Source organism: Nocardia rhizosphaerihabitans, from assembly GCF_014646295.1.
GTDB lineage: Bacteria > Actinomycetota > Actinomycetes > Mycobacteriales > Mycobacteriaceae > Nocardia > Nocardia rhizosphaerihabitans.
In genome coordinates this window covers 206,047-221,869 of the sequence record NZ_BMNE01000009.1, presented here as the reverse complement: position 1 = coordinate 221,869, position 15,823 = coordinate 206,047, and the positions used below count along the sequence as shown (strand labels likewise).

General features: G+C 64.4%; 14 protein-coding genes, 1 tRNA gene and 1 pseudogene. 5 read left to right on the top strand and 11 right to left on the bottom strand.

The annotated features are described in order from the left end of the window. Both IEY60_RS30255 and IEY60_RS30250 read right to left on the bottom strand, forming a co-directional pair. Nucleotides 1-432 (bottom strand): annotated as a pseudogene (locus IEY60_RS30255) (transposase family protein); the annotation flags it as partial. Between the two features lie 1,096 nt (nt 433-1,528). Next, nucleotides 1,529-3,340 carry an AAA family ATPase gene (locus IEY60_RS30250; protein ID WP_189033913.1) on the bottom strand — a complete coding sequence of 604 codons (1,812 nt, stop codon included), beginning with the start codon at nt 3,338-3,340 and terminating at the stop codon, nt 1,529-1,531. 866 nt (nt 3,341-4,206) lie between these two features. On the opposite strand from IEY60_RS30250, the gene IEY60_RS36070 reads away from it, so the two are divergent. The 3 genes from IEY60_RS36070 (at nt 4,207) to IEY60_RS30235 (ending at nt 7,115) form a co-directional block, all read left to right on the top strand. Next, entirely contained in the window at nt 4,207-4,446 is a 240-nt protein-coding gene (locus IEY60_RS36070) for a hypothetical protein (protein ID WP_229740259.1), read from the top strand. A 356-nt stretch (nt 4,447-4,802) separates the two neighbouring features. Further along, nucleotides 4,803-6,107 (top strand): helix-turn-helix domain-containing protein, encoded by a 1,305-nt coding sequence (locus IEY60_RS30240; RefSeq protein WP_189033911.1) that lies wholly within the window; start codon nt 4,803-4,805, stop codon nt 6,105-6,107. Nucleotides 6,108-6,327: 220 nt separating this feature from the next. Continuing rightward, nucleotides 6,328-7,115, top strand: a protein-coding gene (locus IEY60_RS30235) for an IS5 family transposase (protein ID WP_373291789.1) whose coding sequence is annotated in 2 segments (ribosomal slippage) — nt 6,328-6,661 and nt 6,661-7,115 — 789 coding nt in all. Because the reading frame shifts where the segments join, the coding sequence is not laid out codon by codon here. Nucleotides 7,116-7,620: 505 nt separating this feature from the next. Here the strand turns inward: IEY60_RS30235 and IEY60_RS30230 are convergent. The 5 genes from IEY60_RS30230 to IEY60_RS30210 all read right to left on the bottom strand — a co-directional run bounded on the left by IEY60_RS30230 (nt 7,621) and on the right by IEY60_RS30210 (nt 12,020). Further along, nucleotides 7,621-8,424, bottom strand: a complete 804-nt coding sequence (locus IEY60_RS30230) for a hypothetical protein (protein ID WP_189033909.1) — start codon at nt 8,422-8,424, stop codon at nt 7,621-7,623. A 1,189-nt stretch (nt 8,425-9,613) separates the two neighbouring features. Further along, nucleotides 9,614-9,687 (bottom strand) — tRNA-Pro (locus IEY60_RS30225). 709 nt (nt 9,688-10,396) lie between these two features. Further along, a complete protein-coding gene (locus tag IEY60_RS30220) occupies nt 10,397-11,263 on the bottom strand; it encodes an SDR family NAD(P)-dependent oxidoreductase (protein ID WP_229740258.1) in 867 nt (288 codons plus the stop codon). Continuing rightward, the gene (locus tag IEY60_RS30215; protein WP_189033908.1) at nt 11,260-11,469 is read right to left on the bottom strand and encodes a hypothetical protein; all 210 of its coding nucleotides are present in this window, start codon (nt 11,467-11,469) and stop codon (nt 11,260-11,262) included. The genes IEY60_RS30220 and IEY60_RS30215 overlap by 4 nt, the downstream gene beginning before the upstream one ends. A gap of 17 nt (nt 11,470-11,486) precedes the next feature. After that, nucleotides 11,487-12,020, bottom strand: a complete 534-nt coding sequence (locus IEY60_RS30210; protein ID WP_189033907.1) for a YbhB/YbcL family Raf kinase inhibitor-like protein — start codon at nt 12,018-12,020, stop codon at nt 11,487-11,489. Nucleotides 12,021-12,109: 89 nt separating this feature from the next. On the opposite strand from IEY60_RS30210, the gene IEY60_RS30205 reads away from it, so the two are divergent. After that, nucleotides 12,110-12,793: a GntR family transcriptional regulator gene (locus IEY60_RS30205; RefSeq protein WP_189033906.1), complete on the top strand. Its 684-nt coding sequence runs from the start codon at nt 12,110-12,112 to the stop codon at nt 12,791-12,793. A 65-nt stretch (nt 12,794-12,858) separates the two neighbouring features. Here IEY60_RS30205 and IEY60_RS30200 read toward each other — a convergent pair whose 3' ends face one another. After that, nucleotides 12,859-13,011, bottom strand: a complete 153-nt coding sequence (locus IEY60_RS30200) for a hypothetical protein (protein ID WP_189033905.1) — start codon at nt 13,009-13,011, stop codon at nt 12,859-12,861. A 93-nt stretch (nt 13,012-13,104) separates the two neighbouring features. Here IEY60_RS30200 and IEY60_RS36065 point away from each other — a divergent pair, with 93 nt between their 5' ends. Then, complete coding sequence (locus IEY60_RS36065) at nt 13,105-13,428, top strand: MmyB family transcriptional regulator (RefSeq protein WP_229740257.1); 324 nt, start codon at nt 13,105-13,107, stop codon at nt 13,426-13,428. A 365-nt stretch (nt 13,429-13,793) separates the two neighbouring features. On the opposite strand, the gene IEY60_RS30190 is transcribed toward IEY60_RS36065, so the two are convergent. The 3 genes from IEY60_RS30190 to IEY60_RS30180 form a co-directional block, all read right to left on the bottom strand. Next, nucleotides 13,794-13,994: a DUF1918 domain-containing protein gene (locus tag IEY60_RS30190; RefSeq protein WP_189033904.1), complete on the bottom strand. Its 201-nt coding sequence runs from the start codon at nt 13,992-13,994 to the stop codon at nt 13,794-13,796. 63 nt (nt 13,995-14,057) lie between these two features. Further along, nucleotides 14,058-14,639: a hypothetical protein gene (locus IEY60_RS30185; protein ID WP_189033903.1), complete on the bottom strand. Its 582-nt coding sequence runs from the start codon at nt 14,637-14,639 to the stop codon at nt 14,058-14,060. A 51-nt stretch (nt 14,640-14,690) separates the two neighbouring features. Continuing rightward, nucleotides 14,691-15,677 carry a methylenetetrahydrofolate reductase gene (locus IEY60_RS30180; protein WP_189033902.1) on the bottom strand — a complete coding sequence of 329 codons (987 nt, stop codon included), beginning with the start codon at nt 15,675-15,677 and terminating at the stop codon, nt 14,691-14,693. Between the last annotated feature and the right edge of the window lie 146 nt (nt 15,678-15,823).

Sequence of the window (15,823 nt, the reverse complement as noted above, 5' to 3'; positions counted from 1 at the left end):
CGTTGCGGTTACCCGGCAACGGTTTTCCGAGCGCGACGACCAGTTCGGTGTCGGCGTCGATGACGACCTGGTGGTTGGTGGAGTACCGGTAGTTCTTACTCTGCGCGGCGAGGTTGTGATCACGGGTCGGGACCAGGGTGCCGTCCACGATCAACACCGCACCACGGCCGAACCGGGCGCGGGGCCGTAGCGCCAACGCCGGTCCCAGGTCTTCGATCACCCGGGCCGCCGCTGATTTCGATATCCCGAACACCGCCGCGAGTTGACGCATCGTGAGGTTGGTCCGCCAGTAGGTGGCCACCAGCAGCACCCGGTCTTCGAAACACAACCCCCAGGGCCGGCCCCGCAACGGCCGGTCGGCGCCCTCGCGCCGCAACTGGGTGATCAGGCGAGCGAACGTGCGGGCCGCAGCCCGGAGAACAACTCCACCATCACCGGGTCAGCCGCCGAGATCACCACCGGTGACACGATACCTGTTGCCACTCAACAACTTACGGGACATCCCTTCGCAGCGGCCGGCCACCGTCGAGCTGGTAGGCGAACCGCCCGCAGGGGAGTGCGCATCGACGGCGGTACCGGAGGGTGTGAACGGAACGGGTAGGCACCCGGTGTCGGCGCCCTGGACGAGGTCGGCCATCTCGAAACAGGCAGTGCCTGCAAACAGTTCTGGTCCGTGTTCATGCGACATGGGCTCGCGCATTCGAGCGTGCTGGGCGAGGCTTCCACATCCACGATCTTGCGATGCATAAGCTGGATCACGCCTGCGCCGTGGCGGCGGTGTAGGAACGCAGGGGAAGGTCTCGCCTGTGAGCAATCGGCTGAGGCGAGACGCCCTGTCCCGGGTCTCGAGAAGGTGGGGTATGAGGAAGCTGGGTATGTCTCGTCGGTCGAGGCCTGCGGGCTCATCCGCACTGGGTTGGCCGACGGGATGGTGCCAAGTCAATAGTGAGTGAAAGCGAGGTGTCGGGCGACAAACGCTGGTCAACAAGTGTCGTCCGCACACGCGTGGGGGTGAGCCCGGGTCACGGGTGGTGGGGATGAGTGGTCCCCCGTCCCCACACGCGCGGGGAGCACGTCCGGGGCTGCTGCACGATGCGGTAGGCGGTGAGGTCGATGTGGGCGTTGATGTCCGCTGGTGGGCTGCCGGTGGCGGATAGTTCCACGCGAATACCTCCGGTGGGGCTCAGCTCGACCAATTCCGCGATGGCGTCCAAGCGTCTGGGGGCCGGGTCCTCGGTCAGGTCCACACACCGCCGACTCCCGCTCTTCTGCTCGCGCGGTAGCAACTTAGATGTCATACAGCTGGGGTACAAATACCTGGAGAGAAGGGGTCGGTATGACGCACAACAAGGACGATGAGGCGATACCCAACCCCAACGGTTGTCGGTGGTGCGGAGTGGATCGCGACGAGCATCTTCAACGCTGGGACCCTACCGCCGAGTGGCACACATGGGTCGAGCCCACCTCGGCGCAAAGAAAGAAGCGGATGTTGGCGCGACGGGCTCGTGGCCGAAGCTCGCTCGACTTGCTAGCCGGCTAGCACGCGCAGGTCAGCGAAGATCCCTCTTAGCTCACTCGGCACATCCTCGGGGCGATCGAGTCGGACAGCGACCTCCCACAGCATCTCAGGCTTGCCCGACGGGTGATGGCTACTGAATTCCTTCAGCATCTGCTCGACGTCGGCGCTGAACTTCTTCCGACCCCGGTGGTCGGCGAAGTGCTCGGGTGTCCAGACACCGTCTCTCGGCCAGGCCTCGTTCGCGGTTCGTGCCCAGGTCTCGTCGTCGAACAGCTCCTCCAATTCATCGGCGCCCGACCTTTGCCCCAGCATTCTCGTGATTTTGTCCGTGTCTTGGCCGAAGTGCCGGACGAGGTTGCCCTGCCGGAAGATCCGGCTCTTTCGCTCACTGTCGGCGTCGATCATCAGCATCACACTACGCCTGTGTTTGTGAAGGTAGCTAGCGAGTTGCAACGCACCGTCGTTGCCACCGCAAGCCCACAACGCGATCCCTGCAGCTTGCAACGACATGCCCTCGGACAGATTGAACAGTATCGGAATGGCCAGCTTTTCGGTCTCGCCCTCAACCGCAAGAAAGCAACGTTCGTGGAGCAAGACGGAATTGCGCAAGCCGACTGCAGTGGCGATCGCGCCGAGGTGGCGGTCGAACTCGGAGTGATCCGCGCTACCCATGCGCTGCATCACCGTTCGGCGTGCGCCGTCCAAGTGAAGCAACACCACATCTCGAATATCCACACCGTCGATGAGGTTCATGGAGTGGGTGGCGACGACAACGTTGACGTGCGTTGCCAGCGCCTGCCGTCGAATGATTTCCATGACCTCGCGCTGGAAGTGATAGTCCAGATGCGTATCCGGTTCGTCGTAGGCGATGATGACCTGGACAGGCGGCTCGACGTCTGGATCGTCGTCGCTGCCAGCAGGTTCGGCCAGTAGCTCACTGGTTCCTTCCCACACAGCCATCGAGATCCGGCGGGTGCTGCCGCGACCGGAGTGGTCCAAGCGCACCGCCTCCCCTGACGCCCGCTCCAACCGAAGGGAAACCGAGCGCAAGGCCGGGGTGACGCTTACCTCGGATTCAACTGTGACAGAGGTGATATCGGGGCACCGCTCCACGATGTGGTCGGCCAATGGCTTCGCTTCGATAGTCATGCGGTCGCGTGCGTCGGTTTCCAGCTGGCGAACACGGCCCTGTACGTCTTCCTCGGCCAGGTAGTTCTTGAATCGCACGCTCAGCACTGAGCGGATAGCTTCCTCCGGCGCCGATTGCCCTGCAAACTCGGCGATCCGTGGAAGCCGACCCAACAGGGCGGGAGGCATTCCACTCCAGCCTGCATAGCTGGAGTGCTGTCGACCGTAGTCGACCAGGCTGGCCAGTATCTGAGGCTTCGTCAATTTCGTCGTGCGGATCCCGTACTTGGCCGCCAGTTCCTTGAGTTCGGGGACCACCTTTCCGGCGAGGTCCCGCAGGTCTTCGTCGTCGGGCACCGGGCCCCAGATCTCGTACCGCGGCACGAGATCAGCGTCGGCCGAGCGCCGGAGACGCAGGAGAGCAGGTTGACACAGCTTCTCCTGCTCCCAGTGGTCCAGGCGAAATTCGCCTACTACCTCTGTGGTCGCGCAACGGCCGCCGGACTCGCCGGAGACGTAGGACCGATCGTCCTCTGTCAGGACGTGCGAGTCGAGAAGGAACGCGAGCGCGTTGAGCGCCGCAGACTTTCCGCCGTCGTTGGGACCCGCAAGGATCGTCGGACCACCGATCGGGATGTCCGTAACGTCGGCGAGTGAACGAAACCCGCGCACAGAGTACTTCTCAAGATGCACTTGCCAACCATCCAAGGCAGATCGTTGTGTAGGCCGTAACTCTCGACCCGTGGCCCGGATTCCGAACGCGGGCTATGGGTCCCAGAATCTACCAGGCAACACGGCCCGTGAAGAATCGGACACATTAGACGCCAACGTCCAGAACGGGAGTGGCGGGCCGCGACAGTTCTTCCACTGTGATCGACGCATTGGCCAGCCTCCGCGTATCCACCCGCAACAGCTGGTCACGCGAGTGGCTGGCCGGCTCCTCCCCGCTCATGCGAGGAGCACACCACGTCAGCCTAGGTCGCACTCCAGACACCCGACCCACTTTCGTTTCAACCCCTATCACCGTGGTGAGGGGTGCGCGGGACCTCGCAGGTTCAATGATCACCCGCGCCAGATCGAGAGGCACAGTTGCCCAGCCGACCTGCACGCAGCCGGGATCGGCGCCTCAGATCCGACCTGAACCTGCCCCACTTCAGCTTTCGCGCAGGGCGCGGGCAGTACCACAGCGAGTCACATCGCGATATCCGCGGCCTTGAGACCCACACGGCCGGGCGCTGAAGCCAGCGCGGGGGCCTGAGGTGCTCAAACGTTTGGATCGGTTCCAGCTCCGCCGAGCGTGCCGGGCTCGTCGTCGGACTGCTGGCCGCCGCCGGACGTGCCGCGCTCACCGATGTTGTGTCTAGTACGTTCACCACCGGACCATCGTCGACTCCCACCGAGCACCGCGCCTGAACCTTGCCGGGGCGGGACGGGGCTACTGCGCATGAGTAGCCCCGCACGGTTGCGCACAACAGCGATTTCAGTGTCGCAACACAAACCGAAGGATAGTGACCCCCAACCCAAGTGTCGCGACAAACGCAGCGCCGGCAGAGGCAGCGGTGTTCATGTTCGCCTGGCCGGAGCCGAGGATCGTCAGCATCGCGCCCAGCAAGCCCACAATGATGGCGAGCTCGATCACCATTATCAAGGCAAGGATCATCGTGGATCGCCTGGGCTCATCGCGCCGAGATTCAGCAGGCCGCATTGACATCGCCTTCTCCGCCCGCGACTACATCCGCCATCGGAAAGCACACGGCAAGGCGCATCGACGGCCCGCCCGGACGGCCGCGCAACGCTAGCCGGTCGCGTAGCTGAGGTTGTGCGGCACGGCGAGTCGACGTCACAGCCGAGGACGTGTGCGTGTGGGGAGAGCGGGTAGTGGATCGCCGGGTCATCTAGATCCTGTCTCGCTATTCGAGGTGGGTATGCGCCGAACTAGTCGTTGAGCGCCGACACCCGAGGTGCGGGTGCTAAGAGCTCGACGAGATGTGCTGGCACCCAATGGCACTCGTGCATCTGCAAGCGCATCTGCAAGCACGGTCGAGGATGCTAGCTCGAGAAGGAAAGTTCTGCCAATGGGCAAGTCAAACTTGCCAGTTAGCTGGGATGGGCGGCCGATAGGCAAGAGACTTCGTGCAAGTGGCATAGTGTTCCCATGGAGCGCGGTGGCTGGAAGCGCTTGGCGGAGCGAGTGGTTGCCAGGCGAGTCGAAGTAGGGATGCCCACGCGTCAAGCGCTGGCGGATGCCACAGGGCTGAGCTACCGCTTGCTCGGCGATCTCGAGCGTGGCGACCGCCCGGTGTCGGATGGCTCTCTGGCAGTCGTTGAACAAGCGCTCGGGTGGACCGCCGGCGTCGCGCGGAAGATAGTCGACGGTACAGCTACCGGCATCGGTGCAGCTGACTTCGATGGCCTGCTTTCCGTCGAAAGCGATGTCGCCGTGCGAGATCCTTTGTCCGCCATAGAGCGTTCGAGTTCTTCCGGGTTGCTTGACCGTGTCGGCCGACCACCGCTGGTTCCACGTCGGATCGCCCGAGTGGACTGGAATGAAGAACTGGTGCCAGGTGTGCGACCGACAGTGCTGCGGATTGCGTTAGGAGAATTCCTTCGTACTCGGCGTGACCAGCTCGGGTATTCACTTGAGCAGGTTGAGGCCGAAATCGGTTGCACCACAAAAGACCTGGCGGAGGTCGAGCAGGGCGCGGCGTTGATCGGACGGCAAGGGGCGTCGGTCGTCCTGAGCCTGTACGGGGTATACGACCGGCAGATTCATCAAGAGTTCTGGGAACTGGCGGAAAGCGCCGATCGGTCCGGATGGTGGACCACCTACACCGACGTCCTCCCCGATTGGTTCCAGCCATACATCGGAATGGAGCAGCGGGCCAAATCAATTCGCACATTCGAGTGTCAATACGTACCAGGAATACTGCAGACACCGTCCTACGCGCGCGCGGTAATCCAGCAGATGAGTCGACCCAGCGAGGTGTCACGCAAGGTCTCGGTGCGGATGCAACGGCAACGCGTGCTACATGAGCCTGGTGGTCCTACCCTGTGGGCCGTGATCGACGAGGTGGCGTTGGCCAGGTCGCCACAGGGCATAGCAATGGAAGAACAGGTCGGGCACCTGGCGAGGATGTCCGAGGAACGGAACATCACGATCCAGATTCTTCCGGCACATCGCTATCAGGCACCGAGGTCGTTCAGCGTTTTGAGGATGCCGAACGGAATACCTGACATCGTCTATATCGAAGAGTTGACCAGTGCGCTGTATTTGGATCGACTTGACGAAGTGGAAGAACATAGGAAGCAGATAGACCGAATCGGTATCGCAGCATTGACACCGATCGAGTCGGTTGAGTTCCTGCTGGAGCTACATGAACGCCTTCGCCATGGCGGGGCCGGTCCGGTTATCAGCCCGACAGGATATGAATGGTCGTCGGGCGCCGACGTTGTGGCCTGAGTCTCGGGTGTGCACCAGATTGTGATGTCGGGCCCGCCACTACCGCGGTCCAGATAGCTTGACTGGCAACCTGACTGCTCGCCAGCTGCGCCGAAAGCTGGGCACATCTCCGGATGGTTCGTTCGATCAGCGGCGCTGATTGCATCTCCAAGGCGATAAGACTTCCTAACAGGTTCTGTCGGGTAGCGACGAGTCCTGTTGTAGTGCAGGATGTTTCGTCGTGGCAGCGCCGTGGATCGTGGACGACCAGCTGTGGGCAGTGATCGAACCGCTACTGCCGGTCAAGGCGGCGGGAACACCGGGACCAGCACGGATGAACGATCGGTTTGTCCTGCAAGGGATCTTGTTCGTGTTGATCACCGGCATCGGGTGGGAGGACCTACCGCAGGAGCTGGGGTTCGGGTCCGGCATGACCTGCTGGCGTCGGCTGCGCGACTGGCAAACCGCCGGGGTGTTCGAGGCCGTGCACACCGCCCACTGCCACCGGGCGGGCTTGATCGATTTCGACCGCGTCATCCCCGACGGCTCGCACGTACGGGCCAAAAAAGGGGCGCCGACACCGGTCCCAGCCCGGTCGACCGCCGCAAAACCGGAGCGAAACACCACATCCTGACCTGCGGCAACGGATTTCCACTCGCCATCGTTCAGTCAGCGGCCAACGTCAACGACCACCTCGTACTACCCGAGCTCCTCGACCGAGTACGTCCACTACGAGGACGTCCCGGCCGGCCACGGGAGAAGATCACGACCCTGATCGCGGACAAAGGTTACGACTATCCGCGGGTCTACGACGAACTCGAACGTCGGCGGATCACCGGCTACATCCCACGGCGAGGCACCCGCGACAAAGTTACCGCCGGCCGCTGGATCGTCGAGCAAACACTGGCCTTGCTGCACCAATACCGGCGCTTAGCCATCCGGTGGGAACGCCGCACCGACATCCACCAAGGATTTCTCGACCTCGCCGCCGCGCTGATCTGCTGGCGACGACTCAGCAATCGAACCTGATAGGAGCTCTAAGGTCGCCCGGCGTCGTGGCCGAGAGAAGCAGACCGACTTCCGTCGGCCAAAAGGTGAGGTCGCTGTCAGCCATGGCGACCTTCGACGTGGTCGCGATCGTCCCACTGCGCTGAATCAGCCGCATGGGATGATCGTTCTCCACGCGGGCTCCCATCCTCGCAAACAGTTTCGGTGACCTTGATCGAACACGCGATATGGTATCGACGTAGGGCTGGAGCGCCTCCAGCGATTGGCCAGTCTGGTCCCCACACCCGACTCGACAACCTTGTGCGTGACCTTCTTCTGCGGCTCCTGAAACTTCGCGTTGTGTCCAGCACGGGCATCTCGATCACCGCGCATCCTGCTCGGTCAGCTGAATCCCGCGTTTCCGCTCAACGAGGTAGAACAGAATGTTCTCGATCGCGTCGGCTTGAACTCAAGCAGCATGCGCGTATGTTGGCGCCACGCAACTTCCCCAGGATGCTTCGCGACCGAGGTCATCGGGAGGACCTGCCTACTTCAGCGGATGCCGTCCCACAGGCCCCAGCGGGGAGTTGTCTTCGTCGTACGAGCCAAGAAGCACAAGCCCACATCCAAGAACCGTCGCCAGTCGATCGATGCGACGCGTCACAGGCACGTTCCGATCGCGCCGGGACTCGACAGTCAGCCCCTCCGTTACGTGCAGCAGAGCCTGCTCCAGCGCCGACAGATTCAAGCGGTCCTGGCTGCGTTCCCAGGTGTCAGCACGTCCCGAGGTGCGGTGTTGAATGTCGGCCCAATCCACAGGCCGCCGGGGATGTCGAGGGTGTGACATAACTGTCGTGGACTTGGTGAGTGAGTCGGTGACGCAATGGTGCCTGCCATCGTTGGCACCCAATTCACTGGGTGAGAGCACTACTGAGTTCTCCAGTACGGTGCCGGCGAGATAGGCGTCGTTGAAGTCATCCTGTGTGTGGAAGCAAGGTGCGACGTAGTAGACATCGCCGATTTCCCGGCCGGCGTTGACTTTTCGCTCAAGTTCTAGCAGTCGCTGGTGCTGATGTTCGTCAGTGTCAACGGCGAATCGGTAGTGCGGGTTGCCGATGTGGTCCCATGTGGGCGAGCTGGGATGGCGTCGGCTGACGAAGGTTGGGCGCTTGAATTGAAGGAACAGTGCGTACTCCACCATCGACAGCTTGGCATCCCAACCAAGTCTCTCTTCAAGCAGCAGTGATGGAAGCACAGGTGCGCCAGACCTACGGTAGATCCCGCTGAGAACACTTTCGGCTTCACGAATCGCGGCATAGCCAAAGCTGAACTCTGAAAAGTCGGTCTCCACGAGTTGCGCCCCCTAGATCATAGTTCCGCTGCCCACGAAACCGGCGACACTGTAAGCCCTTGCCGCAGATAAACAACGGCTCTACTCTACAACGCTCCGAGTGAACGCACTGGCCGCCGATCGACCGGTGCGGGCCGCCCATCCCGACGGGCAAGGGCGGCCGCCATGCGACCGCTCTCTGGCACCGGCCAGCTCAAAGACCATCCCCGCAGATGGGGGTGCGTAAGCTCGAAGCTTACACTCGGGTTCGCACCGCACCAGCAGTGTGGTTTTGGTGACGAAACCGTAGCAAAAGACTGTGCGGCACAGTGCGGCAGAATGTATCTCGGGCCTCGTGGACCAACCCCGCGGGTGCGGGTCCGGCACACCGTTCTTGCAACGTATGACACCGAGCAGCGCATGCGACCACGACTGGTCGCCGCGACGATCTGACTGCCATCCCACGCCCCTCGCGCTGGCCGCTGGCCGCTGGCCGCTGGCCGCTGGTGAGGAGGATTCACGCCAGCGCCCGCTGGCGTGCTGAGCTTACGTCGTTTCACTGCCGAGACCCTCCGACGAAGGCTGAAATCACCGCGATGATCCTGACCGCCGGTAATGCACGTATATTGCACGAAAAAAGCAGGTCATTACCCCAAGGGCTGTGACCTGCTGTTTTGCGGTGGTCCCAGCTGGTTTCGAATCAGCGACACAGCAGAGCTCTCGTAGCGATGCGGTTCGCCTCGACCGACCAGACGACCGAGGCGACCCCATCCCCATGCAACCCCACGCCACGACGGCGCCCGGGCGGATTCACCCTAGGCGCTCAGCACCACCGATATCGGAGCCACGCCAACGAAATCACAAGAGGCAGGCCGATTCGCTCGAGAATCGTTGAACCCCGCGCAACACTGCGGGGCCCTGCACAGCGACGGCCGCGGCACAGGCCGACCATGAACCATGACACTCCTTCGATGCCCCACCGCCTGGACTTGCCGCAGAGTTCCACGTGACCCACCTACGGCCATTCCCTCGCGCTTCGCTGGGGTCGGAATACCCCGTCTCAACGCCTGCCCTTGCGGGGAGGTCTCCGAGTACTGGACAGGCGACCAGTTTCAAAAGTGTGGGGTTTCTGTGAGAAATCGGCCAACCACGTCAAATCTCCGGGTATGAGAAAACCCCCTCCGACCGAGGTCAGAGGGGGTTTTGCCTGTCGGGCTGACAGGATTTGAACCTGCGACCACCTGACCCCCAGTCAGGTGCGCTACCAAGCTGCGCCACAGCCCGTTCTTGCCCCCGTCGCCGGGTGCTCGAAAAGATTACCGCACCTTTCCGCGAAGGTACTAATCGGCTGGTAGACGGCGGTTTCTGTGGGTCTTATATGTGCTGAAGCACGCATCTCGAGGAGCGTCAGCGGACACTCCGGCGCCCCCTCGAAACCAGTGCATCCCGAGCCGGGTGACCGCGCCCGGCGATGCCTCTGAACCGCACATCCGCCCACAGCCGACGACGAGAGGTAGCTGAGCACAGCCGATCTCGCAGGAGTCAGCGTGGTCGGCAACGCGGCCGAGCCGACCGGCAGCGGCGGCGATGACGATGAACACGAAAGCTTCGGTTCGGTTGGTCGATGGGGTCAGTTGCCGGGCGAACGGGGCCGGTGCAGGTAGCGGGTGTCGGTGACCTGATCGCCTGCGAGGCTTATCCCGGAGGAACGAACCTCGACCGATCTGTGGTTCGACATTGCTCGGCTTCCCGGTGCCATAGTCTTCGCAATCGAACTTCGGTGGTGGCGCCCCCGTAGCGGCCGGACGATCGCGATTCGTCCCGAGCCGAAGTCGGCAACCGTGAAAGTGGAGGAGCACAGGCGAGCGCTTCGTGACGGGCGCATCGAACTGCCGGCGGTCGGGAGCGTACAGCAGGTCGAGCCGCCGGGTCGGGGGTTCGATGGGTGGTGGGCCGATAGGTCACCTGAGGCGCATCTACCGGCCCACCCGACCTATCGGCCCACCGCCGAAATGACGGCGGTGTCACTGATTTCGAGCAGCCGACGGCGTGCCTTCGGATCGTCGGCCTGCGCGTGCGGACGGCTCTGCCTGGTGCCGTTGAAGTACCGGCCTGTCATCCGCGACAGGCCGGGGTCGCAGATCAGCCGGAGGGTCGCGTCCGTGCCTTCGGCGACGGTGCTGATCGGCGTGACGCCGGATTCCAGCACCATGGTCGTCGCCATGAGGGTGGCCGGGTGCAGGGCGTTCACGGTGACACCGGTCCCGTCGAGTTCCTCGGCGTACTCGATGGTCGCCATGATCATCGCCAGCTTGGCTCGGCAGTAAGCGGTGTACACGTCGTAGTCGTGCTCGGGCGTCGGATCGTCGAGGTCGATCTCCTGCTGACCGGCAGAGGCTACGTTCACCACCCGGGCCGGAGCCGAGGTCCGTAGCAGCGGAAGCAACCGCCGCGTCAGCCGATAAGGGGCCAGATGGTTGACCGCCCACAGCAATTCGTTGCCGTCGGCGCTGAGCTCGCGTCTCCCGTCCGGCCGGCCGCCGGTGCCGGCATTGTTCACGAGCACATCCAATCGCGAAGTGCGGGCGATGATCTCGTCGGCCAGCCGGTCCACCTCCGCAAGTCGCGACAGGTCGGCCAGGATGATCAGCGGAACGTGTCCGCTTGCTGCTGACACTTCGGCGGCGACCGCTGCGGCCCGATCGGGGTTGCGGCCGTGCAGGATCAGCCGGGCGCCCGCTGCGCCGAGCCGCACCGCGAGGTCGCGGCCGAGTCCGTCCGTCGCACCCGTGATCAGCACTGTTCGATCGACCATGCGGTCGATATCGTTGTCGCTCAGAGTCTTTCCTTGCGGTCTCATGTCCCGTCCTCGGTCCGGATACTGACCGACGTTGCGGTCAGGTCGAGCGCGACGTGTGTGCCGAGCGGCGTGTGCACGACGCGCGGCTCACCGGTGGCCGGCATCGGCAGGCCGTTCACGACGACCTCGACCCAGCGGACGATGGCGTCGCCGTCGCGCTGCGAGTGACGAACGATCTCGACATCACAGGGGATCGGCTCCGTCATCGACGACGAATCCGCATTCACTGCGTCGTCTCCGCCGTGGCGACGAGCGTGGCTCGACCCAGGATGTGGCCGGCGATGGTGAATCCGAGCAGAGCCGGCGTCGAGTCGGTGGCGATGCCGACGTCATCCACGTCCAGAGCGTGCACGGTGACGAAATAGCGGTGCTCACCGTGCCCTGCCGGCGGTGCCGCACCGATGTATCGAGGTCGGCGCGCGTCGTTCGGCAATTGGAGGGAGCCGAGCGGCAAACCGCTACCCGCGTCGTCCCCCGCACCCTCGGGAAGGGTCGTGGCCGTGGCCGGGATGTTGGCGACGGCCCAGTGCCAGAAGCCGGAACCGGTGGGGGCATCGGGGTCGTACACGGTGACGGCGTAGCTCTTGGTGCCCGCGGGTGCGCCGCTCCAGCTCAACTGCGGGGAAAGGTCTTTGCCACCGGAGGTGCCGGAGGACCACTGGGCGGGTGGCCAGGCGGCGCCGTCGCTCACCGTGGTGCTGGTGACCGTGAACGAGGCCGCCTCGGGAAGACGGGCGAAGGGATCGTTTGCGCTCATCATGTCGCGCCTTTCGAGTCGTACCAGACGAACAAGATCGACGATATCAGAAATAATCGATGATTTTGTAAATCATCTATGATTGAGTGATGACGCGGACAACCCCCACCCCGACCCAGCCGGCGAAGCAGATGCTTTCCGAGCAGGTCTACGCACAACTGCGGAACGCGATCATGCGCGGCGAGTACGCGCCCAGTGACGCGCTCAAGCCGCAGGATCTAGCCAGGCAACACGGCGTGAGCCTGGCCGTGGTGCGCGAGGCGCTGGTTCGGCTGGTCGGCGAGGGCCTGGCCGAACGGCTGACCAATCGCGGCTTCGCGGTCCCAGCTTTTACCGCTCACCGCTGGCAACAGATCGGGGAGGCCCGCCGGACCATCGAGCCAGTCCTGCTACGCATGTCGATCGAACGTGGTGACGTCAACTGGGAAAGCGACGTACGGGCCGCCCACCACCGCTTGGCGCGCACCCCGGCATTCACCCCGCAGGATGGCGAGTACTACAGCGAAGAATGGGCCGAGGCCCATCGGGTATTCCATCGCACACTCTTGGAAGGGTGCGGCAACCCGGTGCTACTGGAAACCTTCGACCGGCTGTGGGTCGCGAGCGAGCTGGCCCGCCGCTGGTCGGCACAGCGCACCCCTGGGCGCGACGGCATCGACGAGCATCGCCGATTGGAGGAGGCAGCGCTGGCCCGTGACCCCGACACTGCCGCCGACATACTGACTCGACACCTCACCCTGACGACGGCCGCACTGACAGAGCAAGAAGGCTGACACCGGGGAATCATCACCCTCGCCCATCGACGGAAAGCCGAGCAGCTCGCGTTATGCGCGGGGGTTCAGGCCAGGACGGCGGGCTTCAGCACCTCGCGACACCACTGGCGGAAGTCGGTAGGGGCGGGCGAGGTCAGGGACTTCTGCTCGGCGTCGTAGATGCCGGCATTCTGGGCGATGGCCATGTCTGCCAGGCCCTGCGCCCAGGCTTCACTCATCCCGTATTGCGTCATCGTCGTCTTGCTTCCGTCATGAACAACCGCCTCGAAACGCTGGCCGCCAACCCGCTGGGCCGGGCCCTGTAATCGGAGATGTACGCCGATGCGACCTGCGGGGCGAACGTCGCCCGGTTCGCGTTCCTCAGCCCCGCGGCGAGGCGGTTCTACCTCGACTGGGAACGGATGGCCCGCTTCGCCGTCGGCGCGCTGCGCACCGAGGCCGGGAAGAACCCCTACGACCGGGAGCTGTCGAACCTGATCGGTGAACTGTTTACCCGCAGTGACGCTTTCCGCGTGATGTGGGGCTCCCAGGACGTCTATGCCTTCAGCCAGAGCACCAAGCGCCTCAACCATCCGCTCGTCGGCGACCTGGTACTCGACCAGGAGACCATGCCCTGCCGGATGACAGCGGCCTGAGCGTGGTCGTCTACAGCGCGCCCCCTGCAACCGCCGCCGAGGAGAGCCTGAAGCTGCTCGCCGGCTGGTCCGCCACAACCGGACAGGAGCAGCACCCGGAATCCACCGGCGAGCTTCGTCCGCGGCACTGCGGACCTAGTCCGGCGGCAGCCATTCTTTGCTCAGCCTGAGGCCGCGAGCCGGGTGGCGTCACCGGGCGCGCATCACCACCTCCGCTCGGGGTTCCGCAGGGGCGGGCAGCACCGGACTGCGGCCGGTCGGTCCGCCCGCCGTGCCCGCGACCGGCGAAGTGTTCACCCCCACCGGGCCACAGCCTGTGCCCGTCCCCCGCGCTCCACGATCCCGGCATACCTTGTCGACCGGGCCTACTCGGATTCCGAGGCCTCGCGATGCACCACCTGGGCGTCGGTCCCGGGCGACATGATGCTCTCGTGGCCATCTTCAGCCCGCACCCGGTAGGGAGGCGCGCCGTCGTGGCCGAGTACTTCGACGATCTCGACAACATGATCGTGTTGCCCGACGACCCTGCCATGCACGACCAGCCGGTCGCCCTTCGCTGCATACATGAGTAGCCTCCTCGTCGACGGTGACTGATCTCCCGAATCCAACGGTACGACTGGGACGAACTCTCAGCCAGCGATGGCACGCAGATACGCCGCGCCGCGCGGTGAGATCTCGTAGCCGGTCTCCAAGCTGTGGGTCAGGCCGAGATTCTTCAGCTTCCGTACGTCGAGCTTGAACGAATCCTTGTCTCTGCCGAGACGCTCCGCCAGATCGGCCGCACGGCGACCGGGATGCTCCGCCACGGCAGCGAGAACCATATCTGTCCATGGTCCCCGGCGACTCGCCTTGTCCAGCCGGGCCAGCGCCGCGGAGATCTCGGCAACGTCCTGCGAGGACAAGTCCGCATCGCTCCTCAACGCCACCCGTTCGTCGGGCCCTACGTAGCGGACCTCGATCCGGAAGACCGGATCTTGCGGAGAGCCACGCAGGGCGGCTTTCACGGCTTCGGCGTCACGCTCTCCGGCGCGGTGCGCGGCGGCGTTCGAGATCTCGTGTGGCTCGATCCGGTCGACGCGGACGATCTCGACGATCCCGGCGCTGGTGTGCAGGGTGCCGCCGACCCGAACTCTGGGTGCCGCCCAGCGCCGGAACACCGTCGAAACCTCGCCGGCGGCGACACCGCGTGCGATGCGGTCGGTCAGAATCACTGCGCGTCCTCCCTGAGGCGGCCCGGTGACCCGATCGTAGCGTCGTGAACTTCAGGCGCTGATCGGCGCGGCCGTCACTCCGTAGCCGAGGTTGCCGAGGACTTCGCTGGTCGCCTTCGCGAAGTTCAGGGTGATGAAGTGCAGGCAGGGGGCGCCCTCGTCGATCAGACGTCGGGTCATCTCCGTCGCGATGTCGATTCCCTCGGCCCGCACGGCGGCGAGGTTCTCCTCCGGCCCGTCCCCCGCGGCGCGGCGCAGGCGTTCCATCAGCCGCTTCGGCAGCGACCGGCCGCTCAGCTCTTCCGCGCGCTGGACGGTACGCAGTGAAGTGATCGGCATCAGCTCGGGGATGATCGGCTTGGCGCCCTCGATCGGGTCGGCGGCCAGCACCCGGTCGCGCAGGCGCAGGTAGTGCTCCACGTCGAAGAACATCTGCGTGATCGAATACTCCGCGCCCGCACGCAGTTTCGCGACGAGGTGACGGGTGTCGTGATCGAGGTCGGGCGAGCGGTGGTGGCCCTGCGGGAACGAGGCGACACCGACGTGGAAGTCACCGAGGTCGCGCACGATGCGCACCAATTCCTCGGCAAACTCGACGCCCTCGGGATGCTTGCGCCACTCACCGAGCGGATCACCCGGCGGATCGCCGCGCAGGACGAGCACGTTGCGGATGCCGGAATCGGCGTAGGAGCCGATCAGTTCGCGCAACTCCGCGACGCTGTGCCCGACGGCGGTGAGGTGCGCGACCGGCAGCAGGGTGGTCTCGGTGGCGAGCTCACCGGTGATCCGCGCGGTGCGGTCCTTGGTCGACCCGCCCGCACCGTAGGTCATCGACACGAACGCCGGGTGCATCCGCTCGAACTCGCGCACCGTCCGCCACAGCCTCGCCTCACCCGCGGCATCACGCGGCGGATTGAACTCGACCGAGAACGGCACTCCCCGACTCGCGTGGGTCCGCAGACTCTGCGCGACCGACGGAGTCCGGGAGATCAACGGGGTCGGCTGCCCGTCGGTCGTGGGTCGTTCGGCACCGGTCATCGACTCTCCCCCAGTTCCACTAGTAGGTCGCCGCCCTCGACCTGCTCACTTCGCCACGGCGATTCGCCTCACGATACCGCCGCGCGGCGCGGAGACGGCCGCTTCCGGCTTCATCCGGTCACCACCGAATCACCTTCGGAGACAAG